The organism is Hufsiella arboris (assembly GCF_009834875.1).
In the GTDB taxonomy this organism is placed as follows: domain Bacteria; phylum Bacteroidota; class Bacteroidia; order Sphingobacteriales; family Sphingobacteriaceae; genus Hufsiella_A; species Hufsiella_A arboris.
The window spans coordinates 100,625-125,048 of sequence record NZ_WVHT01000011.1; the positions used below are offsets into that span (position 1 = coordinate 100,625).

General features: G+C 41.3%; 22 protein-coding genes. 15 read left to right on the top strand and 7 right to left on the bottom strand.

Annotated elements, in window-relative coordinates; genetic code table 11:
- The first annotated feature begins 39 nt into the window (after nucleotides 1-39).
- From GS399_RS18445 to GS399_RS18455, 3 genes are read left to right on the top strand one after another with little or no spacing between them, the layout of a single operon-like run.
- Nucleotides 40-2,835 carry a 2-oxoglutarate dehydrogenase E1 component gene (locus tag GS399_RS18445; RefSeq protein WP_160846135.1) on the top strand — a complete coding sequence of 932 codons (2,796 nt, stop codon included), beginning with the start codon at nucleotides 40-42 and terminating at the stop codon, nucleotides 2,833-2,835.
- A gap of 25 nt (nucleotides 2,836-2,860) precedes the next feature.
- Nucleotides 2,861-4,390, top strand: coding sequence for a 2-oxoglutarate dehydrogenase complex dihydrolipoyllysine-residue succinyltransferase (gene odhB / locus GS399_RS18450; RefSeq protein ID WP_160846136.1), 1,530 nt, complete (start codon nucleotides 2,861-2,863; stop codon nucleotides 4,388-4,390).
- Nucleotides 4,391-4,447: 57 nt separating this feature from the next.
- Nucleotides 4,448-5,158: a DUF2490 domain-containing protein gene (locus GS399_RS18455; protein WP_160846137.1), complete on the top strand. Its 711-nt coding sequence runs from the start codon at nucleotides 4,448-4,450 to the stop codon at nucleotides 5,156-5,158.
- A gap of 459 nt (nucleotides 5,159-5,617) precedes the next feature.
- On the opposite strand, the gene GS399_RS18460 is transcribed toward GS399_RS18455, so the two are convergent.
- The 4 genes from GS399_RS18460 to GS399_RS18475 form a co-directional block, all read right to left on the bottom strand.
- Nucleotides 5,618-6,283, bottom strand: a complete 666-nt coding sequence (locus GS399_RS18460) for a flavodoxin family protein (RefSeq protein ID WP_160846138.1) — start codon at nucleotides 6,281-6,283, stop codon at nucleotides 5,618-5,620.
- A gap of 520 nt (nucleotides 6,284-6,803) precedes the next feature.
- Nucleotides 6,804-8,099 carry an NAD(P)/FAD-dependent oxidoreductase gene (locus GS399_RS18465; RefSeq protein ID WP_160846139.1) on the bottom strand — a complete coding sequence of 432 codons (1,296 nt, stop codon included), beginning with the start codon at nucleotides 8,097-8,099 and terminating at the stop codon, nucleotides 6,804-6,806.
- Between the two features lie 104 nt (nucleotides 8,100-8,203).
- Nucleotides 8,204-8,941 (bottom strand): head GIN domain-containing protein, encoded by a 738-nt coding sequence (locus GS399_RS18470; protein ID WP_160846140.1) that lies wholly within the window; start codon nucleotides 8,939-8,941, stop codon nucleotides 8,204-8,206.
- Between the two features lie 84 nt (nucleotides 8,942-9,025).
- On the bottom strand, nucleotides 9,026-10,684 hold the full coding sequence (locus GS399_RS18475; RefSeq protein ID WP_160846141.1) for a M1 family metallopeptidase: 1,659 nt from the start codon (nucleotides 10,682-10,684) through the stop codon (nucleotides 9,026-9,028).
- A gap of 125 nt (nucleotides 10,685-10,809) precedes the next feature.
- Here GS399_RS18475 and lpdA point away from each other — a divergent pair, with 125 nt between their 5' ends.
- The 4 genes from lpdA to GS399_RS18495 all read left to right on the top strand — a co-directional run bounded on the left by lpdA (nucleotide 10,810) and on the right by GS399_RS18495 (nucleotide 14,477).
- Nucleotides 10,810-12,210 carry a dihydrolipoyl dehydrogenase gene (lpdA, locus tag GS399_RS18480; RefSeq protein WP_160846142.1) on the top strand — a complete coding sequence of 467 codons (1,401 nt, stop codon included), beginning with the start codon at nucleotides 10,810-10,812 and terminating at the stop codon, nucleotides 12,208-12,210.
- A gap of 43 nt (nucleotides 12,211-12,253) precedes the next feature.
- Entirely contained in the window at nucleotides 12,254-12,706 is a 453-nt protein-coding gene (locus GS399_RS18485; RefSeq protein WP_160846143.1) for a sterol desaturase family protein, read from the top strand.
- A 34-nt stretch (nucleotides 12,707-12,740) separates the two neighbouring features.
- The gene (gene murB / locus GS399_RS18490; RefSeq protein WP_160846144.1) at nucleotides 12,741-13,757 is read left to right on the top strand and encodes a UDP-N-acetylmuramate dehydrogenase; all 1,017 of its coding nucleotides are present in this window, start codon (nucleotides 12,741-12,743) and stop codon (nucleotides 13,755-13,757) included.
- A 180-nt stretch (nucleotides 13,758-13,937) separates the two neighbouring features.
- A complete protein-coding gene (locus GS399_RS18495; RefSeq protein WP_160846145.1) occupies nucleotides 13,938-14,477 on the top strand; it encodes a sigma-70 family RNA polymerase sigma factor in 540 nt (179 codons plus the stop codon).
- A 61-nt stretch (nucleotides 14,478-14,538) separates the two neighbouring features.
- On the opposite strand, the gene GS399_RS18500 is transcribed toward GS399_RS18495, so the two are convergent.
- Both GS399_RS18500 and crtID read right to left on the bottom strand, forming a co-directional pair.
- On the bottom strand, nucleotides 14,539-15,069 hold the full coding sequence (locus GS399_RS18500; protein ID WP_160846146.1) for an SRPBCC family protein: 531 nt from the start codon (nucleotides 15,067-15,069) through the stop codon (nucleotides 14,539-14,541).
- A 27-nt stretch (nucleotides 15,070-15,096) separates the two neighbouring features.
- Nucleotides 15,097-16,581, bottom strand: a complete 1,485-nt coding sequence (gene crtID / locus GS399_RS18505) for a bifunctional phytoene desaturase/3,4-desaturase (RefSeq protein ID WP_160846147.1) — start codon at nucleotides 16,579-16,581, stop codon at nucleotides 15,097-15,099.
- A gap of 100 nt (nucleotides 16,582-16,681) precedes the next feature.
- Between crtID and GS399_RS18510 the strand changes: the two genes are divergently transcribed.
- The 5 genes from GS399_RS18510 to GS399_RS18530 are packed head-to-tail and all read left to right on the top strand — an operon-like array spanning nucleotide 16,682 to nucleotide 19,395.
- Nucleotides 16,682-17,521 (top strand): phytoene/squalene synthase family protein, encoded by an 840-nt coding sequence (locus GS399_RS18510; protein WP_160846148.1) that lies wholly within the window; start codon nucleotides 16,682-16,684, stop codon nucleotides 17,519-17,521.
- On the top strand, nucleotides 17,518-18,033 hold the full coding sequence (locus GS399_RS18515) for a hypothetical protein (protein WP_160846149.1): 516 nt from the start codon (nucleotides 17,518-17,520) through the stop codon (nucleotides 18,031-18,033). Before GS399_RS18510 ends, GS399_RS18515 begins: the two co-directional genes overlap by 4 nt.
- A complete protein-coding gene (locus GS399_RS18520; RefSeq protein ID WP_160846150.1) occupies nucleotides 18,030-18,713 on the top strand; it encodes a lycopene cyclase domain-containing protein in 684 nt (227 codons plus the stop codon). Before GS399_RS18515 ends, GS399_RS18520 begins: the two co-directional genes overlap by 4 nt.
- Nucleotides 18,706-18,942, top strand: coding sequence for a cytochrome b5 domain-containing protein (locus tag GS399_RS18525; protein WP_160846151.1), 237 nt, complete (start codon nucleotides 18,706-18,708; stop codon nucleotides 18,940-18,942). The genes GS399_RS18520 and GS399_RS18525 overlap by 8 nt, the downstream gene beginning before the upstream one ends.
- A 57-nt stretch (nucleotides 18,943-18,999) precedes the next feature.
- A complete protein-coding gene (locus GS399_RS18530; protein WP_160846152.1) occupies nucleotides 19,000-19,395 on the top strand; it encodes a hypothetical protein in 396 nt (131 codons plus the stop codon).
- Between the two features lie 136 nt (nucleotides 19,396-19,531).
- Here the strand turns inward: GS399_RS18530 and GS399_RS18535 are convergent, their stop codons facing one another.
- The gene (locus GS399_RS18535) at nucleotides 19,532-19,954 is read right to left on the bottom strand and encodes an acyl-CoA thioesterase (protein ID WP_160846153.1); all 423 of its coding nucleotides are present in this window, start codon (nucleotides 19,952-19,954) and stop codon (nucleotides 19,532-19,534) included.
- 160 nt (nucleotides 19,955-20,114) lie between these two features.
- Here GS399_RS18535 and rpsO point away from each other — a divergent pair, with 160 nt between their 5' ends.
- From rpsO to GS399_RS18550, 3 genes are all read left to right on the top strand, one after another.
- Nucleotides 20,115-20,393 (top strand): 30S ribosomal protein S15, encoded by a 279-nt coding sequence (rpsO, locus tag GS399_RS18540; RefSeq protein WP_160846154.1) that lies wholly within the window; start codon nucleotides 20,115-20,117, stop codon nucleotides 20,391-20,393.
- 115 nt (nucleotides 20,394-20,508) lie between these two features.
- The gene (gene pnp / locus GS399_RS18545) at nucleotides 20,509-22,659 is read left to right on the top strand and encodes a polyribonucleotide nucleotidyltransferase (RefSeq protein WP_160846155.1); all 2,151 of its coding nucleotides are present in this window, start codon (nucleotides 20,509-20,511) and stop codon (nucleotides 22,657-22,659) included.
- Nucleotides 22,660-22,836: 177 nt separating this feature from the next.
- Nucleotides 22,837-24,375 carry an MFS transporter gene (locus GS399_RS18550; protein ID WP_160846156.1) on the top strand — a complete coding sequence of 513 codons (1,539 nt, stop codon included), beginning with the start codon at nucleotides 22,837-22,839 and terminating at the stop codon, nucleotides 24,373-24,375.
- The last annotated feature ends 49 nt before the right edge of the window (nucleotides 24,376-24,424 follow it).

Consider the following 24,424-nt stretch of genomic DNA (forward strand, 5'->3'; position numbering starts at 1 on the left):
GCAAAAGTCTTAATTTTGAGCGCTACAAATTTATTTCCAATGAATAATCCGTCGTATATAAACGAAACGAACGCGGCTTACATCGATTCACTTTATCAGCAATATAATCAGGATCACGAATCAGTTGATTTTGGCTGGCAGAAATTTTTTGAAGGATTTGATTTTGGCCGGGGTGCTGATTCTTCCGTTTCAGCAAGTGCAGGTGCAAGTCCGGAAAATTATGAACATGTTCTGAAAGAAATTAATGTTCTGAACATGATAAACGGCTACCGTCAGCGTGGTCACTTGTTTACAAAGACTAATCCGGTGCGTGAGCGCCGTAAATATTTCCCCGGAAAAGAGCTGGAGACGTTTGGCTTTACAGAGGCAGATCTCAATACAATTTTTAACGCGGGCGTAGAGGTAGGCTTAGGTCCGGCCTCACTGCGTGATATACGCCAGTTGCTTGAAGATACTTACTGCCAGTCCATCGGCGCCGAATATAAATTTATCCGTAACCCGGAGAAATTGAAATGGTTCGAGCAGCGCATGGAAAGCGAACGCAATACGCCTAAATTTTCGATAGATACGAAAAAACGGATTCTTCAAAAATTGAATGAAGCCGTTGTTTTTGAGAATTTTCTCGGAACCAAGTTTCTTGGACAAAAGCGTTTTTCACTGGAAGGCGCCGAAAGCGTTATTCCTGCGCTTGATTCGGTAATTGAAAAAGGCGCCGAACTCGGTATTGAAGAGTTTGTAATCGGGATGGCACATCGTGGCCGACTGAACGTTTTAGCTAACATTATGCATAAAACGTACAAAGAAATATTTTCCGAGTTCGAAGGTAAAAGTTATGATGAAAGCAAACCATTCGGCGGAGACGTAAAGTATCACCTCGGTTATTCAACAGACGTTGATACGAGTACAGGAAAAAAAGTTCACCTGAGCCTTTGCCCGAATCCATCCCACCTCGAAACAGTGGACGCTGTGGTAGAAGGAATGGTGCGTTCAAAGCTCGATTTCAAATATGAAGGCGATGAACATCGCATTGCGCCGATCCTTATCCATGGTGATGCATCCGTTGCCGGGCAGGGAATCGTATATGAAGTATTGCAGATGTCAAAACTTGATGGTTACAGAACAGGCGGAACTATTCACCTGGTGATTAACAATCAGGTTGGTTTTACTACCAATTTCAAAGACGCCCGCTCCTCCACTTATTGCACCGATATCGCGAAAACTACCTTATCACCCGTTTTCCATGTAAATGGCGACGACGTAGAGGCTTTGGTATATGCAATCAATTTCGCGGTTGAATATCGTCAAAAGTATCACAATGATGTATTCATCGATATCCTTTGCTATCGTCGGTTTGGACACAATGAATCTGATGAGCCTAAGTTCACTCAACCATTACTTTATAAGGCCATTGAAACGCATGCAAATCCCCGTGAGATATATGCCAAAAAACTCCAGGAACAGGGAAGCGTAGATGCCAATCTTGCTAAAGAGATGGAAAAGAAATTCCGTGGCTTACTGCAGGAAAGATTAAACGAGTCAAAAGACGAGCCTTATTCAAACACCAATCCAATGTTCTCCGGAGCGTGGAAAGGTCTTCATCTGGCAACAACAGAGGAAGTGAATAAAGCGGTAGATACGGCGGTATCAACGGATAAGTTCATAGAACTTGCCAAGAAAATCACCGAACTGCCTGCGGATAAAAAGTTCTTCAAGAAAATCGAGAAGCTTTTTGATGATCGCCGGAAAATGGTCGAAACTAAAACTTTTGACTGGGCAATGGGCGAGCTGATGGCATATGCGACATTACTTGACGAAGGCAATCGCGTACGCGTTAGCGGTCAGGATGTAGAGCGTGGAACGTTTTCTCACAGGCATGCAGTTTTAACTTTAGAAGATTCGGAAGAAGAATATGTGCCGTTAAATCACGTTACGGAAAAATCGAAATTTGATATATATAACTCGCATTTGTCCGAGTACGGTGTTTTAGGATTTGAGTATGGTTATGCGTTGGCTAATCCTCAGGCTTTAGTTATCTGGGAGGCTCAGTTTGGTGATTTCTTCAATGGAGCACAAATTATTGTCGACCAGTTTATAACAAGTGCTGAAACTAAATGGCAACGTTCAAACGGCCTGGTAATGCTATTGCCTCACGGCTACGAAGGACAAGGGCCGGAGCACTCCTCGGCGCGGATTGAACGTTTTATGGAGCTTTGTGCTGATAATAACATTACCGTTGCAGATTGTACAACTCCTGCAAACTTCTTTCACTTGTTGCGCCGCCAGTTAAAACGTGATTTCCGGAAGCCGCTGGTAGTATTTACGCCGAAAAGTTTGCTGCGTCATCCGCAGGTAGTAAGCAAACTGGAAGAGTTTACCGAAGGATCATTCCGTAAAGTTATAGATGATGACTTTGTTAAAGCCCAGGACGTAAAACGCGTGTTGTTCTGTACCGGAAAGGTGTATTACGACCTTTTGGAAAAACAGCAAACCGACAAACGGAAGGATGTCGCTGTTGTCAGAGTAGAGCAGCTTTATCCGCTGCCTTATGATGAAATTCAGGCAATACGTGATAAGTATAAAAAAGCGGGCGAATTTATCTGGGTTCAGGAAGAACCAGAAAATATGGGTGCATGGCCTTATTTATGCCGTAAATTCAGGAATACCGATTTACAGGTTATATCCCGTAAGGAAAGCAGCAGTACAGCAACCGGCTATGCGAAGCAGCATATTGCGCAACAGTTATATATTGTTGGAAAAGCTTTCGAAAGTGCGGCCGGGCCCGAAGTAAAAAAAGCTGTTGAGAAAACAACCAAAAAAGTGGTTAATATCGATTAAAACCTAAAGTAACAAGAGATACAATATGAGTTTAGAAATAAAAGTTCCGCCGGTTGGCGAATCAATATCTGAAGTAGTTCTGTCGCGCTGGATAAAAAAGGACGGCGACCAGGTTGAAATGGATGAGGTTATTGCCGAGCTGGAATCAGACAAAGCAACATTTGAACTGACTGCCGAAAAAGCAGGAACTTTAAAAACCATAGCCAAAGAAGGAGATACGCTGGCAATTGGTGCTGTTGTATGTTCGATTGATGAGGCTGGATCTGCAAGCGCAGAGAAGCCCGCTGCTCAGGAAGCAAGTGCTCCGGCAGCCGAACAAAAATCAGCATCAGCAGAAAGTATAGAAATAAAGGTTCCGCCGGTTGGCGAATCAATAACTGAAGTGGTTTTATCCCGCTGGATCAAGAAAGACGGCGATCAGGTTGAAATGGACGAAGCTATCGCTGAGTTGGAATCAGATAAAGCAACATTTGAACTGACTGCCGAAAAAGCAGGGACGTTAAAAACTATTGCTAAAGAAGGAGACACGCTTCCGATCGGTGCTGTAGTTTGTGCTATTTCAGGCGCTGTTGGTGCTCCTGTAAAAAAGGAAAGCCCTGTTCCGGTAACGGAGCCAGTAAGCGCGGGCGGCGGCGAAACTCAAAAATCGTATGCTTCAGGAACGCCTTCGCCTTCGGCAGCAAAAATTTTAACTGAAAAAGGAGTAGATGGAGGCGGTGTAAACGGCACAGGTGTTGGTGGCCGTATTACAAAAGAAGATGCATTAAAAGCTGAGGTTTCTAAACCTAAAACTGAAAGCAAACCTGCCGCTGCTGAAGCTCAAAAGCCAACTGTTGCACCTTCAGTTGCCGGAAGCCGCAACGAGCGTCGCGAGAAAATGACCTCGCTGCGTAAGACGATTGCAAAACGTTTGGTAGCTGTTAAAAATGATACGGCAATGCTTACAACCTTTAATGAGGTTGACATGCAGCCGGTCATGGAATTGCGTTCCAAATACAAAGATAAATTCAAAGAGAAACATGGCGTAGGTTTAGGCTTTATGTCATTCTTTACCAAAGCTGTTTGCGAAGCTTTAAAGGAATTTCCGGCTGTAAACGCACGCATCGATGGTGAAGAAATCGTGTACAATGATTTCGCGGATATTTCAATTGCCGTGTCTGCACCTAAAGGACTTGTAGTTCCGATTATTCGCAATGCGGATGGAATGAGCCTTGCCCAGATTGAAAAAGAAGTTGTAACGCTGGCTACGAAAGCCCGTGATAATAAATTGACGATCGACGAGATGACTGGTGGAACATTTACCATCACAAATGGCGGTGTTTTCGGATCGATGATGTCGACACCAATTATTAACGCACCACAATCAGCCATTTTGGGTATGCATAACATCGTCGAACGTCCCGTTGCTGTTAGCGGCCAGGTTGTAATTCGTCCGATGATGTATATAGCATTATCCTATGATCACCGTATCATCGACGGCCGCGAATCCGTTAGCTTCCTCGTAAGAGTAAAGCAATTACTGGAAGACCCGGCGCGTCTGCTGTTAGGCGTTTAAAAATTAAGTTTTTATTATATAGTCCGGTCAGCCGGACTTTTTTATATCCGTTAAATTATGAGTAACCGGAAATTGCTTATATCTTTTATTGTGTTAATTGCTTTTGCCAACACATCAATCGCACAAACTTTAAATGAAAACACAGGTTGGTTCGCCTGGTTTAATTCCTATAAGTTTTCAAAAAACTGGGGACTTCATTTTGACGGACAAGTGCGTTCTGCCGATAATTGGCGATATGTAAGAAATGTACTTATCCGCCCTGGAATCACTTATCATTTTAATCCGAAAAATAATGTGACGGTGGGTTATGCTTATGTTGGCACATTTAACAGATTGGTAGGTGTTCCTAAAAACTCGCTAACCGAAAGCCGTATTTGGGAGCAATATATCAATAACATGAGCTTCGGTGCTGTTAGTTTACAGAACCGTTTTCGACTGGAGCAGCGCTTCATAGAACGACAGGCCGATGATATTTTCTCTCAGCGTTTGCGATACTTTGTACGCACCATCATTCCTTTGGCCAAACAGGAAGGAAAGTTCAGCAAGGGGCCATACGCAGCATTGCAGGATGAAATATTCTTCACCATCCAGAACAAGGAGAAGCTGAATGATAGCTTCTTTGATCAGAACCGGGTTTACGGAGCCGTCGGATATCGCTTTAGCCCGAAAGTCGACCTGGAAGCCGGTTATATAAACCAGTATGTAAAGGGACTGAATACAAACGTTTCGAATAATGTGATTCAGTTGGCAGTTTATACAAGGTTTTAAGGATGGAGGAACGATAGTCGGGTTGACAGTTGCGTGTGCAGCCATGAAAGTTTGTCTTGAGTATGATAAAACCCGGGCGTCGCGGATACCGGCGAATATTATTTGTTAAGAGAATGCTTAATAAAAATGCCACATTGAGGCGCTTGAAATGGGGCATTTTTATGAAACGAAGCAAGCAAATCACGGGACTTCGAGTACCTCAACCTGACCGTAATTTGCTTAACTTAATGACATTGGGATTCCGGCCTTGTGGTTAACGCCTTGTGTAGTATGAGCAAAGCTCGGGCTGTCCGATTCGAAAAGAGTAGAAACGGGCTTTTTAAGACTTAATTTTTATTCAATAGTATCTGGTCAGCAAGAATTCATTGCCGTTTGCTAAAGCTTGATCAACAAATCTTCAGAAACGGAGACAGATTCTTCCTTCGTCAGAATGACAAAAAGGCAAGTGTACTTTAATTTTTATTCTCCTTCTTCATCACTTTCCTTTTTCGCCAGCTTCGTTAACTCATTCCAATTTGTTGTAATAGGATTCTCTTTCAAAAGTTTCGCGAAATAAGTAAGGTTGGCGATCATATACCGCAGCGTCTTATTTGTATAAAAGTAGCGTTCGCCGCCGCCGGGTACATAGTCTTTGTCGCCGCCGGCCATTCCAACCCAATAGGCATTCACGTTTGGAGGTATGGTAAATCCTAATTCCTGCATAGACCAAAGCACCTGTGCCGCGCACGAATGTGCACCGTCTTCGTTACCGGTAACCAGGCAGCCTGCTACTTTGTTATAGGTAAAGTACTGGCCGGTTTGCTCGTCGGTTGTTCCTTCCTCATGGAAAATAGCGTCGAGGCGTTCGATAACCCGCTGAGCCGTTGAAGCTAAATGTCCCATCCACACGGGAGTTCCAATGATCAGGATGTCAGTTTCGCGAATCTTACTCAGAATTTGTGGCCATTGATCACCATTACCTTCATCAGATGAATTGCCGGGCTTAATTTCGTAATCTACTAAGCGAATTACTTCGGTAGCTGCGCCTTGTTCTTCCAGTTGCTTTACTGCCTTGTCGATTAACGCCCCGGTATTTGAAAATTCCGGCAATGGTTTTAATGTGCAGTTGATTATTAATGCTTTCATAATAGTGTGATTGGAAATAGTAACGAAGTGAATTTTAGAATGTTTGTATCGAAAGAAGTTGACAAGGTAATAGCTCCTGACAGTAATGCATTTAGTTCGATTGTTTTTTTGAAAAGGGATAGAAGTGCTTCTATTCCCTGCAGTCCGGCTTTCCGTTTTTACTCCTCGCCCCCTCTCTTTTGGCGTCGCTTCGCTGTGGGGTAACCACTTCAATCCGGTTTAAAATCATCATTCACCGCACAGAATTTGCTTTTGCGCAGTATTATCTTGCCATGAAAGTATGTCCCGCGTGCAATAAACCCGGGCGCAGCGGCAGCTTTTACCATTGCAGTTAATTTAATCATAGCAGTAACGTTCAAGGCAAAACTACAGCGAAGCACGGGACAGAACAATGGTGAACATTGCTTTTCAATATTCTTTTACCAGTGGTTTATAGCAGCTGTCATTATCGCTAAAACAAAGAAGTCGTCCTATCCGTGTCAGATTCTCCCTTCGTCAGAATGACAAACGAAGATTTTCCTCACCCATTCGGTTTAACAGGCTCATCTACTTTCGCTGCCCAATCATTTCTTGGCCGTATGATAAGCCGTAAGTTCGGGTCATTGGTTAAAAACGACCAAAACCAGTTGTTGAACAGTTTGATTTTATTTCTAAAACCGGCTATCGGGATGATGTGAATAAACATCCAGATAAACCAGGCGATTACGCCTTTGATGAAGATGTTGCCCGGGAGATCGCCTACGGCTTCATTTTTTGAAATGATCGCCATACTGCCTTTGTCGCGATAACTGAATGCTTTCAGTGGCTTGTTATTAAGCATACGCTCGAAATTATCGGCCAGCAATTCGCCTTGTTGTATAGCTGGTTGCGCCAGTTGCGGATGTCCTTTCGGCCATTTCGGGTCTGACATCATCAAGGCAACGTCACCAATTGCGTAAATATTTGAGGTTCCGTTGATCAGGTTGTGCTCGTTCACTAATACCCTGTTGCCTTTAGTAACACTTTCCTGTGGAATGCCTGGTACGGTAACTGCTGTTACACCCGACGTCCAGATCAAAGAATAAGTTGGAATGGTGCTTCCATCGGCGAATACGACTTCATCGTTGACATAATCTTTTACGCCCAGGTTCAGCTTCACGATCACACCCATTCGTTCAAGTACGTCTTTGGCTTCCTGCTGTGACTTTTTACTCATCGGGCCTAAAAGAACCGGGAGCAAGTCGACAAGATATATTTTGATTTTGCTGGCGTCGCCAATCTCAGGATAATCCTTTTTGACAATGTTTTTGTTTACATAAGAAAGCATGCCCGCCAGCTCAACACCGGTTGGCCCGCCGCCGGAGATCACGATATTCAGATACTTTTCTTTTTCGTTAGGATCGTCAACCAGGGCGGCTTTCTCGGTCATTTGCAAGATATGATTACGCAGGTTCAACGCATCGTTGATGGTCTTCATCGGTAATGCGTTTTTCTTGACGTTCTCCAAGCCGAAATAGTTAGTTTCGGTACCCATTGCCAGCACCAGCTGATCGTAGGGTATGTCGCCGGTTGTTGTAGTAATTTTATTTTCCTGAAGATTGATGCCCGTTAACGCACCGTAATGGAAGCGAAGGTTTTTCTTGTGTTGAAATATCTTTCTGAAAGGGTAACTGATGTTGGAAGCTTCTATAAATGCAGTGGAAACCTGGTAAATTAGTGGCGGAAAGAAGTGGTAATTGTTTTTATCGACAAGGGTTATATCGAAACCATTTTCATTAGCAAGGCTCTTGGCAAGATTCATTCCGGCAAAACCGCCACCTATAATTACAATTTTCATCTTGTACAGGAATTTATTCTACGATACCTGAACAACTAAAAACCCCGGTCAATGTTTTTGCAAAAAAAAGCCCGGATTACCGGGCCAAATGAGTTAAATAAGGGTTACATTTTAGAAATACTCCCCGATCCGCTTTTTTTCACATTCGCTACCTGGGCTTTGCCTGAATAATAAATATTTCCTGATCCGCTTACCGCCGCATTTAGGGTTTCGTCAACGTTTACCTTCGCGTTTCCTGAGCCGCTTATTTTAATGTCGGTTGTTTGAGAATGCAATCCTTTTCCATTAAAATCGCCTGAACCGCTGATGCTGATTGACGAACCTTTTGTTTCGCCCGATACGGTGATGCCGCCTGAGCCGCTGATTGCTGCATTGAACGTGCTTGCGTTGGCAGCAAGACTGATATTGCCAGAGCCGCTGAGTTTGGTTTTAAAGTCGGTTGATTTGATAGTACCATCAACTTTTATATTTCCAGATCCGCTCAATGAAACTTCATCAAGTTGTTTGGCAGTGATGTAGACGCGTACTTTTTCATGGGTGTTAAACCAACTGGAATTCATTTTCTTCTGAAATCTTACTTTCAAAATGCCATCTTCAACAACGGTTTCAATTTTTGCCAGGTCTTCTTTATCGCCTTCAAGTTTTAATGATTCCTGGCCACCCATTGTTATAAAAACGTCGAACGAGCCGCCCGAAGAAACGCCTTTAAAATTTGATACTTGCCTGGTTTCTGTTTCGGCAAAACCGCCGTTAATAGAATTTAAAAACGACTTGTTTCCAGCCACGCTGATTAGCGGCAGCAGCAACATGAGCCAACCGAAAGATGCTATTATTTTTTTCATACGATTTATAATTTGTTCATTAGACGCATTTGTCATACAATTAGTTGCAACGTTCTGAATATTTAAAAGGCCTCACAGCTACTATCATTTAATATTCTTTGAGTCGACATAAAAATTTGGATCGATTTTAAATGATTCAGCTGTTAGGGTTAATGGTATTTTTGTTTTTTTCCATTCCGTTGAAGGTTTTATCCACTCAAAAGACGAATTCTTTAATGTCACCTTTACAGGCATATCGAATCCTTTAACCTCTGACACCCAGCGATAGGAGAGTGTCCCACCAAAAATTTTATACTCAAGCACTGGAATAGTAATATGCCGCAAATACTGATCAAATACCTTGTTCAGCTTTACTCCGCTTTTGTTGCTGATGAAGTTTTCAATCTGTGTGGTTGTAACTGTTTGATGATAAAAAGTTTTATTTAAACCTCGCAAAACTTCCCTGAACTTATCGTCGTCGTTAATCAGCTGCCGTATCGTATGGATCATATTGGCGCCTTTATAATACATGTCGCCGGAACCTTCTTTGTTTACGTTGTATGCGGCAATTATAGGCTTATCGTTGGCGATATTTTTGCGAATGCCGACCAGGTATTCTGCTCCGGCGGCTTTGCTTTCGGTACATTCGATAAAGAGCGTTTCGGAGTAATTAGTAAAGCTTTCGTGAATCCACATATCAGCCAGGTCTTTGCTTGTTATATTGTTGCCAAACCATTCGTGGCCGCTTTCATGCACGGTTATGAAATCCCATTTCAATCCATGGCCGGTTCCGCTGAGGTCTTTACCAAGGTAGCCTTTTCTAAATTTGTTTCCATAAGCAACCGCGCTCTGGTGTTCCATTCCCAGATAAGGTGATTCGACAAGTTTGTAACCATCTTTGTAAAAAGGATAGGGGCCGAACCAATATTCAAAGCATTTAAGCATAGGCTTAACATCAGCATCCCAGTGTGGTTTAGCTTGAGAACTATCTTCTTTTAGCGACCAGTAATCGATACTTAAATCACCTTGTGCACCTTTAAAATTGTCTTTCCAATGTGAATATTTTCCAATGTAGAAACTTACGTCGTAATTGTTAATTGGATTTGCAACAAACCAGTTGTACTGGGTTTGGTTGTCTGGCTTTTTCACTGCACTTCTTAGCCGGCCGTTAGAAATTTCGTTTAAGGTATCAGGAACTGTAATACTGATTAGCATACTATCTACTTCATCACTTTGATGATCCTTGGTTGGCCACCAGCAGCTCGCTCCAAATCCCTGGCAGGCAACCGCAACCCACGGATTTCCGGACTTGTCTTTTGAATAGATAAAACCACCGTCCCATGGTGCCCTCTTTGCGACAACCGGTTTACCCGAGTAATAAACCGTGAACTTTTCCTTTGTGCCTTTTTTTATCTCACGAGGGAAAGTGACAAATACTGCATTAAATTCACGTGTAAAAGGTAGTTCCTGTTTACCGTATAATACACGTTCTACTTTAAGATTATCGAATAAATCAAACTGCAGTTTTTGAAAATTTTGAGTGGCGGTAAATGAAAACTCGTTACTGCCCTGTATAGATTGGTTACTGATATTCATTTGAACATCGAGGTGATAATAATTAATATCGTAGCATGTGCGTAACGGCGTTAACATGCCGCGAAGAGTATCAGCTCTCGTGTATTTTTCTTGCGATGTCATAACCTGGGCGTTAACTATTACCGCAAAAAATACAGGAAGTAATGTAAGTAACCGTGCAATCTTCATGTTAAAGTAATAAATCTCCGAAGGTAACTTTTAATGGCTTTGTTTCAAATATATGCAGTTTTATTGCCAGTGAACTAATCGGGCAAATAGTTAACTTTGGCGCGAACATTAGAAAAAATCTTTCCATGCAATACGATGTAGTAGTTATTGGCAGCGGACCTGGCGGATATGTAGCCGCAATACGCTGTGCTCAATTAGGTTTAAAAACGGCTGTTGTTGAAAAGTACAGCACATTCGGCGGAACCTGCCTTAACGTTGGCTGTATTCCATCAAAGGCTTTGCTTGATTCTTCTGAGCATTTTCATAATGCAGCGCACACATTTCAAACCCATGGAATTAATCTGAAAGATTTGTCAGTTGACTTGCCTCAAATGATAAAGCGTAAGAATGAAGTGGTGGCCCAGACAACCGGCGGGATCACTTTCCTGTTCAAAAAGAATAAAATTACTTCTTACCAGGGAATGGGATCATTCGTTGATAAAAATACCATCAAGATATCCAATGAAGGTAAAGAAGAAACCATAACGGCAAAAAACGTTATCATCGCAACAGGTTCAAAACCAACTGCGTTGCCGTTTTTACCTATCGATAAAAAAAGAATTATTACATCTACCGAGGCGCTGAATCTGCCTGAAGTACCTAAGCATTTAATTGTTATCGGAGGCGGAGTGATCGGTTTGGAATTGGGGTCGGTTTATGCGAGACTAGGCGCTAAAGTAACGGTGATCGAATTCCTTGATTCAATTATCGCAACAATGGATAAAGCGCTGGGTCGCGAGTTGCAAAAAACGTTGACAAAAATCGGCTTTGAATTCTTGTTGAGCCACAAAGTAACCGGTGCAACAGTAAAAGGTAAAAAAGTATCTGTTTCTGCAGAAACTCCGAAAGGCGAAACTATTACAGTAGAAGGTGACTACTGCATCGTCGCGGTAGGGCGTTCAGCATACACAGACAGCCTCGGGCTGAAAAACATTGGTTTAAAAGTGGAAGATCGCGGTAAAAAAATAACCGTTGATGAACATCTTCAAACTAGTGTTCCTGGAGTTTACGCTATCGGCGATGTAGTGCGTGGTGCTATGCTTGCACATAAAGCTGAAGATGAGGGGGTATTTGTGGCTGAAACCATTGCTGGTCAAAAACCGCATATTAATTATAACCTGATTCCTGGCGTGGTTTATACATGGCCGGAGGTTGCGAGTGTTGGTTTTACAGAAGAGCAGTTAAAGGCAGACGGAAAAAAATATAAAACCGGCTCGTTTCCATTTAAAGCGAGTGGACGTGCCAGGGCCAGCATGGATACTGACGGATTTGTAAAAGTATTGGCGGATGCGGAAACAGACGAAATTTTAGGCGTGCATATGATTGGTCCGCGCGCTGCTGATATGATCATGGAGGCTGTCACGGCCATGGAATTCCGGGCATCGGCTGAAGACATTGGCAGAATATGCCACCCACATCCGACCTATACGGAATCACTTAAAGAAGCTGCTTTGGCTGCAACAGAGAATCGACCAATACATATTTAGGATATAAAAGCGATGAAATCATCGCTTTTTTTATAATACAAACATGGAAGTTTTATTTAATGCAGCAGTTGTTATTACAACATTCGTCTTGATGGAGGCGGTATCCTGGGCTATGCATAAATATCTATTTCATGGTCCGCTATGGTTCATTCACAAAACACATCATCAGAAACGGCATGGCTGGTTAGAGTTGAATGATATTTTTAGCGTGTTATTTGCTGCGATAGCGTTTTTGCTCATGTATTCGGGCCACGAAAGGTTAAGCTATAAATTTTGGATTGGCGTCGGAATTTCATTGTATGGCATATCTTATTTCATATTCCACGACTGGTTTATTCATAACCGTATCAGAGCTTTTAAAAGTAAAAACCGGTATTTGAGCGGCGTGCGGCGTGCTCATAAAATTCATCATAAATCCGTGGAAAGATTCCCATCTGAAGAATTTGGGTTGTGGATAGTTTCCGGAAAATATTTAAAAAAGCAGCCTTCTAAATAAATTTAATCCGAAATTCGGCGCAAAATATCTTTTCATGCTGGAGGTAAAAGAAAACGTTTCCCTTAAAAAATACAACACCTTTGGTGTTGACGTTATGGCCCGTTATTTCGTTGAGATAAATTCGGAAGCTGACCTGGCTGAATTATTTGCAGATAAAACATGGCATGATGTTCCGCGCCTAGTACTTGGAGGCGGAAGCAATATTCTTTTCACCCGCGATTTTGACGGACTGGCAATTAAAATTAATATAAAGGGAATTGAGACACGCGTAGAAGATGACCGGATTCTTGTAATCTCAAAAGCGGGGGAAGTATGGAACGACTTAGTACAGTATTGTGTAAAAAAAGATATTGCCGGCCTTGAAAATCTCAGTTTAATCCCCGGCTCGGTTGGCGCTTCACCAATACAAAATATCGGCGCCTATGGTGTCGAGCTGAAGGACGTTTTTTTTTCATGCCGGGCTTTTGAAATCGCTACCGGTTTGATCAGGCAATTTTCAAATCATGACTGCCATTTTGGATACCGCGACAGTGTATTTAAAAATGCATTAAAAGGTAAGTTCATTATTACCGAGGTTACTTATTCATTATCAAATCAGCAAAATTTAAAGCTCGAATACGGTGCAATTCGTCAAGAGCTGGAAAACAGAAAAATAACTGAGCCCTCGGTTAAAGATATATCAGACGTTGTATCCCACATACGCGTAAGCAAACTCCCAGACCCATCAACCATTGGTAATGCAGGTAGTTTTTTTAAGAATCCGATCATAAAGGTTGACAAATTCAGACAGTTGCAGTCTGCTTTTCCAGACATTGTACATTTTTCTGTAAACAATGAGGAAGAAAAAATTGCGGCAGGGTGGATGATAGAAAAATTAGGTTGGAAAGGCAAACAAATTGGCAATGCCGGTACCTGGAAGAACCAGGCATTAGTGCTTGTTAATTACGGAAATGCAACAGGATCAGCTATTTATGATGTTTCTTCAAAAATTATCAGCGATGTTCGGAGCCATTTTGGTATTGAATTAGAGCGTGAGGTGAACGTGATTTAATGTTAAGAAATCATTAAATCGTCAAAATTTTTTACCGTTCAGAGTCTATATTGTTTTATTTTTCTGGTGTTAGCATAGTTGTTGTATAATTCTCCGTACCGATCGCAATGACGGTATTAAAAGCAGAATTTTAAACAGGTTGTTCAAATTTAAATTAGAGTTAACCTAAATCCAATAACTATGACAAAGATCGAATTCAACACCATGGTAATGCGTCAATCAAGCTCTTTAAAAATGTATGCTTTACATTTTACACGTGATACCGACGATGCGAATGATTTAGTTCAAGACACTCTATTAAAAGCTATTACATACTACAATAAATTTAAGGAAGGTACAAACCTTAAAGGATGGCTCTACACTATCATGAAAAATACATTTATTAACAATTACCGCAGATTTGTAAAAATCAGCTCATTTGTTACTAAATCCGAAGAGATTTCATCAGCCAATCTTGTGTTCAGTTCAACAAAAAATCAGGGTGAATCCAAATTTATTATGGATGACATTAAGTTAGCCCTGGGCAAGTTGCCTGAAGAGTATTATGTTCCTTTCAGTATGTATTTTGAAGGATTCAAGTATCACGAGATTGCTGATTATCTTCAAATTCCGATTGGAACAGTAAAAACAAGGATTCACGTTGCGCGTAAATTGCTTAAGAAAAGCTTAAAGCCGTATGATAACGGAGTTAAAAAACCGGTTTACGCAGAAATGGATTAATTAGCCCCTTTTCTAAACTCATCATACATGAAAGCGCCTAGTTCCCCACTGGCGCTTTTTTTTATTGTTTTTCAGAGAGTTTCTTTAGGTCCTTAAGGCCGCTTTCGAAATCCTTACCAATCATATTATCAAAGTTAAGGCTCATCCACTTTTCCATTGTCGTTTTATTTTCCCCGCTCATGGTCCATGTAACGTCAACGGTTCCCCCAGAGGATTCAATTGTAAATTGTGAATTGCAGTCACTTTCGAAAGGTTTGATAAACTTCAGATCGTAATCAACATGCGAATAGGGAACGACCTGTTTTATAGACATTATACCTTCGCCTGTCTTGTCGCCAACCCAATGATAACTGTGGCCCGGCGAAGATGGCTCACCTGAAATTTCAACTTTCGCCGTCGGTTCCATTTTTAACCAGGGCATCCATTTTTTAAAAAGGTTTAAATCCGAAACGTTTTTGTAGACTACACTGTCTGGCGCATTAATGTTTACGCTGCGAGCAACACTGTAGGTTTTTGGCAAGAACAAAGCTCCCGCAAAAAATATTATAATCAGCGCGACTATAACAATCAAAAGGGTTTTCAGGAATTTCATTGGTTTATTTTTAGGTCACAATGAAATTTAGGAAAAATTATCCAAATACCGCAAGGCTTCTTTCGCAGCTACCTGTCCTGAAATAATTGCCGGCGGAACGCCCGGTCCCGGAACGGTAAGCTGGCCCGTAAATAAAAGATTTTTGATTTTTGATGCCCGCATTTTTGGCTTTAAAAAAGCCGTTTGCCTTAATGTGTTGGCCAGGCCGTAAGCATTTCCTTTGAATGAATTGTAATCTGAAATAAAGTCATTCACACAATAGCTTCGTTTAAACAGAATAGAGTCACTGATTGATTGTCCTGTTGTCGATTCAAATCTGTTGATCAGCTTTTTAAAGTATAACTCTCTTAATTCCTCCGTATCCTCCAATCCAGGGGCGAGCGGCATAAGAAAGAATAAATTCTCGCAACCAGCAGGCGCAACGGTATCATCTGTTTTTGAAGGAGCTGAAACATAAAATAAGGGTTTAGTCGGCCACTGAGGCTTTGCATATATTTCGGCGGCATGTTGATTAAAGTCTTCATCAAAAAACAAATTGTGATGCTGAATGCCGGGAACGGTCTTATTTAATCCAATATAAAACAACAAACTTGACGGCGACATGGTACGAGATTCCCAATAGTCGCTCTGGTAGTTATTCCATGGTTTGTCAATCAATGTTTGATCTGTATGCTGATAGTCGGCATTAGAAATTATGAAGTTTGCAGAAAAAATCCCCTTGTCGGTCTCCAAACTCTCTGCAACTGAATTATTAACGATGATTTTCTTGACTTCTGTGTTAAATTTGAATTTGACGCCGAGTTCCGTAGCCAAGCAAAACATAGCATGAGAGATTTCGTGCATACCGCCTTGCGGATACCAGGTTCCTAAAGCCAGGTCGGCATAATTCATCATACTGTATAAAGCCGGCGTGTTTTGCGGTGTAGCTCCCAAAAATAAAACAGGAAATTCCAGGATTTCAATTAGGCGCTGGTTTTTGAAATAGCTCCGAACATGAGCCGACATGCTGGTTAGCAATTGAATATTCAGGCTGTTACGTATAAGTTTTAAATCAAAATATTCGGTAATTGAATGTGAAGGTTTGAATACATATTCTTTCATTCCCACCTCGTATTTGTACTTCGCCTGCGCCAGAAATTTGCGAAGCTGTATGCTGCTTCCCGGTTCTATCGAATCAAATAGATTTTCCAACTCGTCCATTTGAGCGGGCACATCAACAAAGTCATTTTTGTCAAAATAAACCCGATAGCCCGGATCAAGACGTTTCAGATGGTAGTAATCGCTTACTTTCTTTCCAAACAATGCGAAGAAATTTTCGAATACATCAGGCATCCAATACCAACTCGGCCCCATATCGAATTTAAAGCCATCTTTTTCCCATACCCGGGCTCGTCCGCCAGGCTGGTCATTCTTCTCGTAAACAGTGACGTCATATCCGTTTTGGGCCATCACCGAAGCGCAGGCCATCCCCGCAAAACCAGAACCGATTACCGCAATTTTTATATCAGACATGCCTTGTGCTTGACGTAAATAAAGGCAATTTGTTTGGCTTAATGAAAAACTATCAGTGTGCAATTTTGTAGTTTTGGTGAAAACACACAAACCGGTATTTATGATTGAACTTTACAATGAGACATGTTTTGAGTGCAGTAAAGTTATCACAAGAAAGTACAGCACCTCGTTCAGTCTTGGTATAAAAGCCTTTGATCGTAAATTTCACTATCCGATCTACGCCGTTTATGGTTTTGTTCGCTATGCCGACGAAATAGTCGATTCTTTCCATCAATACGATAAAGTAAAGCTTATCTCAAAATTCCGCGACGATACTTTTGAAGCGATAGACAACGGAATAAGCCTTAATCCCGTCTTGCACTCGTTCCAGTTAATTGTGAAGCAATATGGGATTGATCTTCCATTAATAGATGCATTTTTAAAGTCGATGGAAATGGATCTTGACAAAACAACTTATTCAAAGGAGGGTTATGACGTTTACATTTATGGTTCCGCCGAAGTAATAGGGTTGATGTGTCTAAAGATATTTTGTGAAGGAGATGGCGCAATGTATCAGCAGCTTATTCCGGGAGCCCGAAAGCTGGGTGCGGCCTTTCAAAAAGTGAATTTTTTGCGGGATATTAAATCAGATTTTCTGGACCGTGGGCGGGTGTATTTTCCCGGAATAAACTTTTCTTCGTTTAGTATTGCCGATAAACAAAGTATCGAAAAGGATATCCAGCAGGATTTTGACGATTCGCTGCTGGCAATCAGGCAACTTCCTGAAAGCGCGCGCAAAGGTGTTTATATTGCTTATGTTTATTACCTGGAACTTTTCAGGAAAATAAAAAATTCACCGCTGGAAATCATTGCCGAAAAAAGGGTGCGGGTTTCTGACAAACGTAAATTATGGCTGATGGCTCAGGCATTAGTAACTGACAAACTAAGATCAATTGGATGAGGATAACTTTACTTTTAATTTTTTTAATTACAACTGCATTTTCAAAGGACGAAGACTTGCCAAGTATTCGAAAGCAATATTATGAAGCAGTAAATAATGCGGATGCAGCTCATCGGTTTTACGATATGATTGCGGCCCAGAAATCGGAAGATCCGGTGATTTTGGCATATTTTGGTTCTGCTCAGGCTCTTAAGGCCCGGTACTCGTGGAACCCTTATAACAAAATGGCTTATCTGAAAAGAGGGATTAGTACGTTGGCAACAGCTGTAAGTAAGAGTCCCGACAATCTCGAAATACGTTTCCTTCGTTTTTCGCTTGAACATTACGTGCCGTCGTTTTTAGGATTTAGCCGTGATCTGGATCCCGACCGCAGAAAAATTGTCGAGCTTATCGAAAAGAAACAGTTCGGAAGTATGGATAAGGACCTTTTAAAAAATATGGTGAAGTTTATGGAAGAAAGTAAACGCTGCACCCCAAAGGAACTGGAAACCATGCGGAATGCAATGAAATGATAAACCAGCATTATACCTATTTGCTTATCAATCTGCTCAGTGTCTTTTTTCCTATTGTACTGGGGTTTGATAAGAAAGTTCGCTTTTATACCACTTGGAAATATTTACTTCCCGCAATTATTATCACAGGTTGCATGTTTCTAACCTGGGATTATATTTTTACATTAAATGGTGTCTGGTCGTTTAATTCGAAATACATCACAGGTATTCATTTTTTAAACCTGCCTGTAGAGGAAATCCTTTTCTTCATCACAATTCCATTTGCATGTGTATTTATTTATGAGTGCCTGAATTTTTATTTGAAGAAAGACCTGTTATTTAAGGCCAGCCGGGCAATCAGTATAGCACTGATTATCACTTGCATAATAATGCTTGCGAATTACCATACAAAGCTTTACTCGCTGGTGAATTTTGGCTTTCTTTTGTTATTGTTGCTCCTTTCGATTGTTGTTAACGCAAAATATATGGGGCGATTCTATGCAGCGTACGTTGTAGCATTGATTCCATTTTACATTGTTAATGGTATTTTGACATCGCTGCCTGTAGTTTTGTATAACGATAATCAGAATATGAATTTTCGGATTGGAAGCATTCCGTTTGAAGATCATTTCTACCTGATGTCTATGTTGCTCATGAATATCGCGCTGCTCGAGTTCTTTAGAAAAAAAACGGATGGCTGACTATCCTCAATATACCAAAGCTCAGTTGGCTCTGCGCAATGGGCAGGATAAACCGCAGATTTGGATAGCCTATAATGGATTAATTTACGATGTCTCTGACAGCCGTCTATGGAAAAATGGAAAGCATTATGAACATTGGGCAGGCCAGGATCTGACCGACGAACTTAAAGATGCTCCGCATACGGTTTCTGTTTTTGAAAAATTTAAGATTGTCGGATACCTAAAATAAAAAATTTCGGATGCAACCATTGATGCTTATCCTCGTCATACTAATAAACTAACTAGTATGAAGAAGCTTTTATTTTTATTAATCGTACCTGCACTGATGGTGCTTTCATCTTGCCAAAAAACAGAATATGTAAATCCGAACCAAACCATCCTGACAGATATTGTACCTGACGCATGGCGATCTACAGATGGCGGAAGAACTTATACGACATTGATTTCGATGCCGGAAATTGATAGTTATTTTAACGATTACGGTGCTGTGCTAGTTTACCTTTCATTTGACGGAACAACTTACGAGCAGATACCGCAGGTTTACCAGGGAGTTGCATACAGTTATAACCATGTTCCCGGAAGCATTCAATTGATACTTCAAACATCTGATAACAATTCAACAGTTATTAAGCCGGGTGGAGTAATTACAGCGAAGATTGTTTTAATACAGTCTCAGCAATAATGTAGCTTGAGCAGAAAAAGGTTTTGTAGTAATTAAAGGGATAATTTAAAGCCGGCTGAAGCGATTGTCGTTAACGATTGCTTCGTTCCCGCAAAGACGACCTGCGTAAACGTTTTTGCGGGAACGACAATGCGTCCTATATCGAATACTTCTCAATCATCTCGTCCGTAACATTCATCCCGCGACCGCTTTTAATGTCAATCAAAACATAATCAAACCAGCCGTCGCATGAAATCTTACCGGTTTTTTTAATCTTGATAGTAAATTCAACCCGGCAGCCTTTTCCGCTCATATCTACAACTCCGGTTTCAACAGCAAAGTCATCACCCATATTCAACGGCCGTTTGTAATCAACATAAGCGGTCTTAACAACCCAACCATAACCCTGGCTCATGAATTCTTCCATCGGCATTCCGTAAAAACGTTCCATCTGGTCATAACGGGCAGCTAAAACGTAATCAAAATACTTGCTGTTATGAACGTGATTGAACATATCGATATCATCAGGACGAACCCGAAACTCGCTGGTAAATTTGCTGAACTGCTTTTTACTATCCATCGCGCAAATATAGCGGTAAGCAATTTTAATAATTAGAGTGATCTTCCATTATGACTTGCCATTGAGATTCAACTTATTACTTCTATTGTGCAACTCGAAATCAATGTCTATCTTTGCAGCCAATTAATTAAATTTTTAAAGCTTTAATATTATTCAGGTAATGTATTTAAGTACAGAAGTAAAGGCAGATATTTTTGCCAAACATGGTAAAGGAAATACCGACACTGGTTCGGCAGAAGGACAAGTAGCGTTATTCACTTACCGCATTGCTCATTTAACCGGGCACTTAAAAAAGAACAAGAAGGACTTCTCAACACAGTTGGCTCTTCAGAAACTAGTTGGTAAACGCCGCGCAATCCTTGCATATCTTTACAAAAAAGATATCAACCGGTACCGTGCGATTATCAAAGCTTTAGAATTAAGAGATATCATCAAATAAATCTGAGCAAGATCTTAAAAGCCATCTCAACGGGGATGGCTTTTATTTTTTACAATACAAAAAACGAATATAAAGGGCGTGTTCAAAAGAGGAAAAACAGGCCGATAAAACAAACATGAGTTATAACGCAATTAAAAAAACATTCGACATCGGCGATGGCCGTATGATTGAAATCGAAACTGGGAAATTAGCTAAACAAGCTGATGGCTCAGTGGTAGTAAAAATGGGTGATACGATGTTGCTTGCAACAGTTGTAGCCACTAAAGAAGCAAGACCGGGAACAGATTTTTTACCATTATCTGTTGACTACCAAGAAAAATATGCTTCTACAGGACGTATTCCGGGTGGATTTATGAGAAGAGAAGCAAAGCTTTCTGATTATGAAGTTTTGATTTCACGCCTTGTTGACCGCGCGCTTCGTCCAATGTTTCCAGAGGATTACCATGCAGATACGCAGGTTATGATTTCATTAATCTCGGCAGACAAAGATATTATGCCTGATGCATTAGCGGGGTTAGCTGCTTCCGCTGCGCTGGCAGTTTCTGACATTCCATTCAACGGGCCAATTTCTGAAGTTCGCGTTGCTAAAATTGACGGTCAATTGGTTATTAATCCATTGATGAGCGATTTAGAGCGTGCTACCTTAGAATTCATCGTTGCCGGTTCGGCAAATGATATCGGCATGGTGGAAGGTGAGTGTAAAGAAATTTCTGAAGCCGAAATGGTTGAGGCGATTGAATTTGCACATCAAGCAATCAAAATTCAAGTTCAGGCGCAGGTTGAACTGGCTGAAATGGTTGGCAAAACGGTAAAACGTACTTACAACCACGAAGAAAGTAACCTAGAATTACGTGACCAGGTTTTCGCAGCAACTTATGATAAAGTTTATGCTGTTGCTAAATCTGGTTCAGCAAAACATGAGCGAGGCGATAAATGGGGTGAGATCCTGATGGATTTTATCGCGACGTTAGGTGAAGATATTGATGACGTAACAGGTTTCCTGGCAAAGAAGTATTTTCACGATGTTCAGTATGACGCAGTTCGTAACCTGATCCTTGACGAAGGAATTCGTTTGGACGGTCGCGATTCACGTACTGTTCGCCCGATATGGAGTGAAGTTGGTTATTTGCCATCTGCACACGGATCCGCAGTATTTACACGTGGTGAAACTCAATCGTTAACTACTGTTACATTAGGTGCAAAATCTGATGAGCAATTAATCGATGGAGCATTTATCAACGGATACAATAAATTTCTTCTTCACTATAATTTCCCTGCTTTCTCAACCGGTGAGGTTCGTCCTAACCGTGGTGTTGGTCGTCGTGAAGTTGGACACGGTAATCTGGCAATGCGTTCATTAAAACAGGTTCTTCCTGCAGATGATGCAAATCCATATACTATTCGTATCGTTTCTGATATTCTTGAGTCGAACGGATCGTCTTCAATGGCTACAGTTTGCGCAGGAACGTTAGCATTAATGGATGCTGGTATTAAAATCAAAGCGCCTGTTTCAGGTATCGCGATGGGTTTAATTACAGATGAGAAAACTGGTAAATACGCTATTTTGAGCGATATCTTAGGTGATGAAGATCACTTAGGTGATATGGACTTCAAAGTAACTGGTACTGAAAAAGGTATTGTTGCTTGCCAGATGGATCTAAAAATCAACGGTTTGCGTTGGGAAGTTTTAACAGCTGCTTTGGAACAAGCTAAAGAAGCTCGTTTACACATCCTCGGCGAGATGAAGAAAACCATCGAAGCTCCTCGTGAAGATTTCAAACCTCATGCTCCTCGCATCGTTACATTGCGTATCGACAAGGAATTCATTGGCGCCGTTATCGGACCTGGTGGAAAAATTATTCAGGAAATGCAACGTGAAACCGGCGCGACAATTTCAATTGAAGAAGTCGACAACGTTGGTGTGGTTCAGGTTTTTGCTGATAATAAAGCTTCAATTGATCAGGCTGTTGGCCGCATTCGCGCGATTGCAGCACGTCCTGAAGTTGGCGAAATTTACGAAGGTAAAGTGAAGTCAATTATGCCATTTGGTGCATTCGTTGAAATTATGCCAGGAAAAGATGGGTTGCTTCATATTTCTGAAATTGACTGGAAGCGTTACGAAACGATGGACGGTATTTTCAAAGTAGGAGACGAAGTGCGTGTAAAATTGTTAGATATTGACAAACAAGGAAAACTGAAGTTGTCAAGAAAGGCATTGTTGCCGCGTCCTCCGAAACAGGAAGAGAAAAAAGAGGAAACTCTTTAATCAGCGTTTGATAAATAATACAAGCCGTCTCAGCGTCATTGCTCAGGCGGCTTTTTTGTGTGCGACTGTTTCGTCCAGTTTCTTAACGAAGCATCACCCAATCGATTAGTAATCAAATTTTTTCAGTTTAAGATACATACATTTATGATACACCGGATTCGTTGGCTATCTTAAATTATGGAAACACTATCATTAAGCAGTTCGAAAGGGAAATGGCTCATGGCATCCACTATCCTCGCGTCATCCATGGCTTTTATAGACGGAACTGCTTTGAATGTTGTACTTCCGGCGCTCCAAAAGAGTTTGAATGCAACTGGCGCTGATCTGTTTTGGATATTAAATGCTTACCTGTTAATGCTGGCATCTTTAATTTTGATTGGCGGTTCACTTGGCGACAAACTCGGCCGAAAGAAAATCTTTATGATCGGCATACTCATTTTTATTGCCGGCTCCGTTGCCTGCGGGTTTTCATCTACTGTTTTTATGCTCATATTGTGCCGGGTTGTTCAGGGAATTGGCGGAGCATTGATGATACCGGGTAGTTTATCTCTCATTTCATCAACCATTACCGGGAAGGAGCGGGGAAAGGCAATCGGCACATGGTCCTCAGCAACAACAGTAGTAACAATCGGAGGCCCTATTCTTGGCGGTGCATTGGCAGACGCCGGCTTGTGGCGTTACATTTTCTTCATTAATGTTCCTATTGGAATTGTTGCGCTTGCTATACTGTTTTTTAAAGTTGATGAAAACCGGGATAATGACAGTGACTCCTCAATTGATTTTTTGGGTGCAATTGCGATTGTCCTTGGGCTTGCAGCGCTGACTTTCGGATTTTTGCGTATGCCATCTGTCGGTATTTCGAATTGGCAGGTTTACTCAACGCTGGTTTTAGGACTTTTCCTGCTTGTAATTTTTATAATTATTGAACGGAAAAGTAAGTATCCGATGATGCCGTTAACGTTATTCAAAAATCAAACGTTTACTGGGGCCAATTTACTAACGTTCTTTTTATACGCCGGACTTGGTGCAGGAATGCTTTTTCTCTCCTTAAACTTGGTGCAGGCGCAGGCTTATTCTCAATTGCAATCTGGCTTGACTTTTTTACCCTTTACAATCCTGATGATTTTACTGGCAAGGATTTCTGGCGGACTGGCAGACAAATATGGACCACGACTGTTTTTAATTACAGGCCCGGCGATTGCAGGTTGCGGTTTACTTTGGCTGTCGTTTGTGAAACAAACGAGTGGCCCACAAGACTATTGGTCGACATTTTTTCCTGGCATATTAACTTTTGGTTTAGGAATGTCGTTAACAGTTGCGCCGTTAACAACCGCTGTGATGGGTTCGGCAGAGGATCATTTTTCGGGTACCGCATCAGGTGTCAATAACGCAATGACCAGGATCTCAAATGTTTTTGCGAATGCTATATTCGGTGCATTAGCCGTCCTGTTTTTCACTGCTGCCTTGCAGAAAGATTTAGACAAAACTTCTTTTTCGTCTGTTCAAAAAGAAGAGATCTTAATTCAGGCTGTCAATCTTGGAAATGCCAAAGTGCCTGATACAATTAATAAAAAGTGGAAAAATTCCGTTGAGCAATCCTTGAAGGATGGATTTATAACATCCTACGGGTATTTAATGAAATTAGCGGCAAGTCTCGCGTTTCTTGCTTCGTTAATGGCCGTAGTTTTTATTAGAAACAAACACATTAATACATAAAAAAAAGGGAGACAATTTTGTCTCCCTCGTGTTTCTATTTCTTAACTAA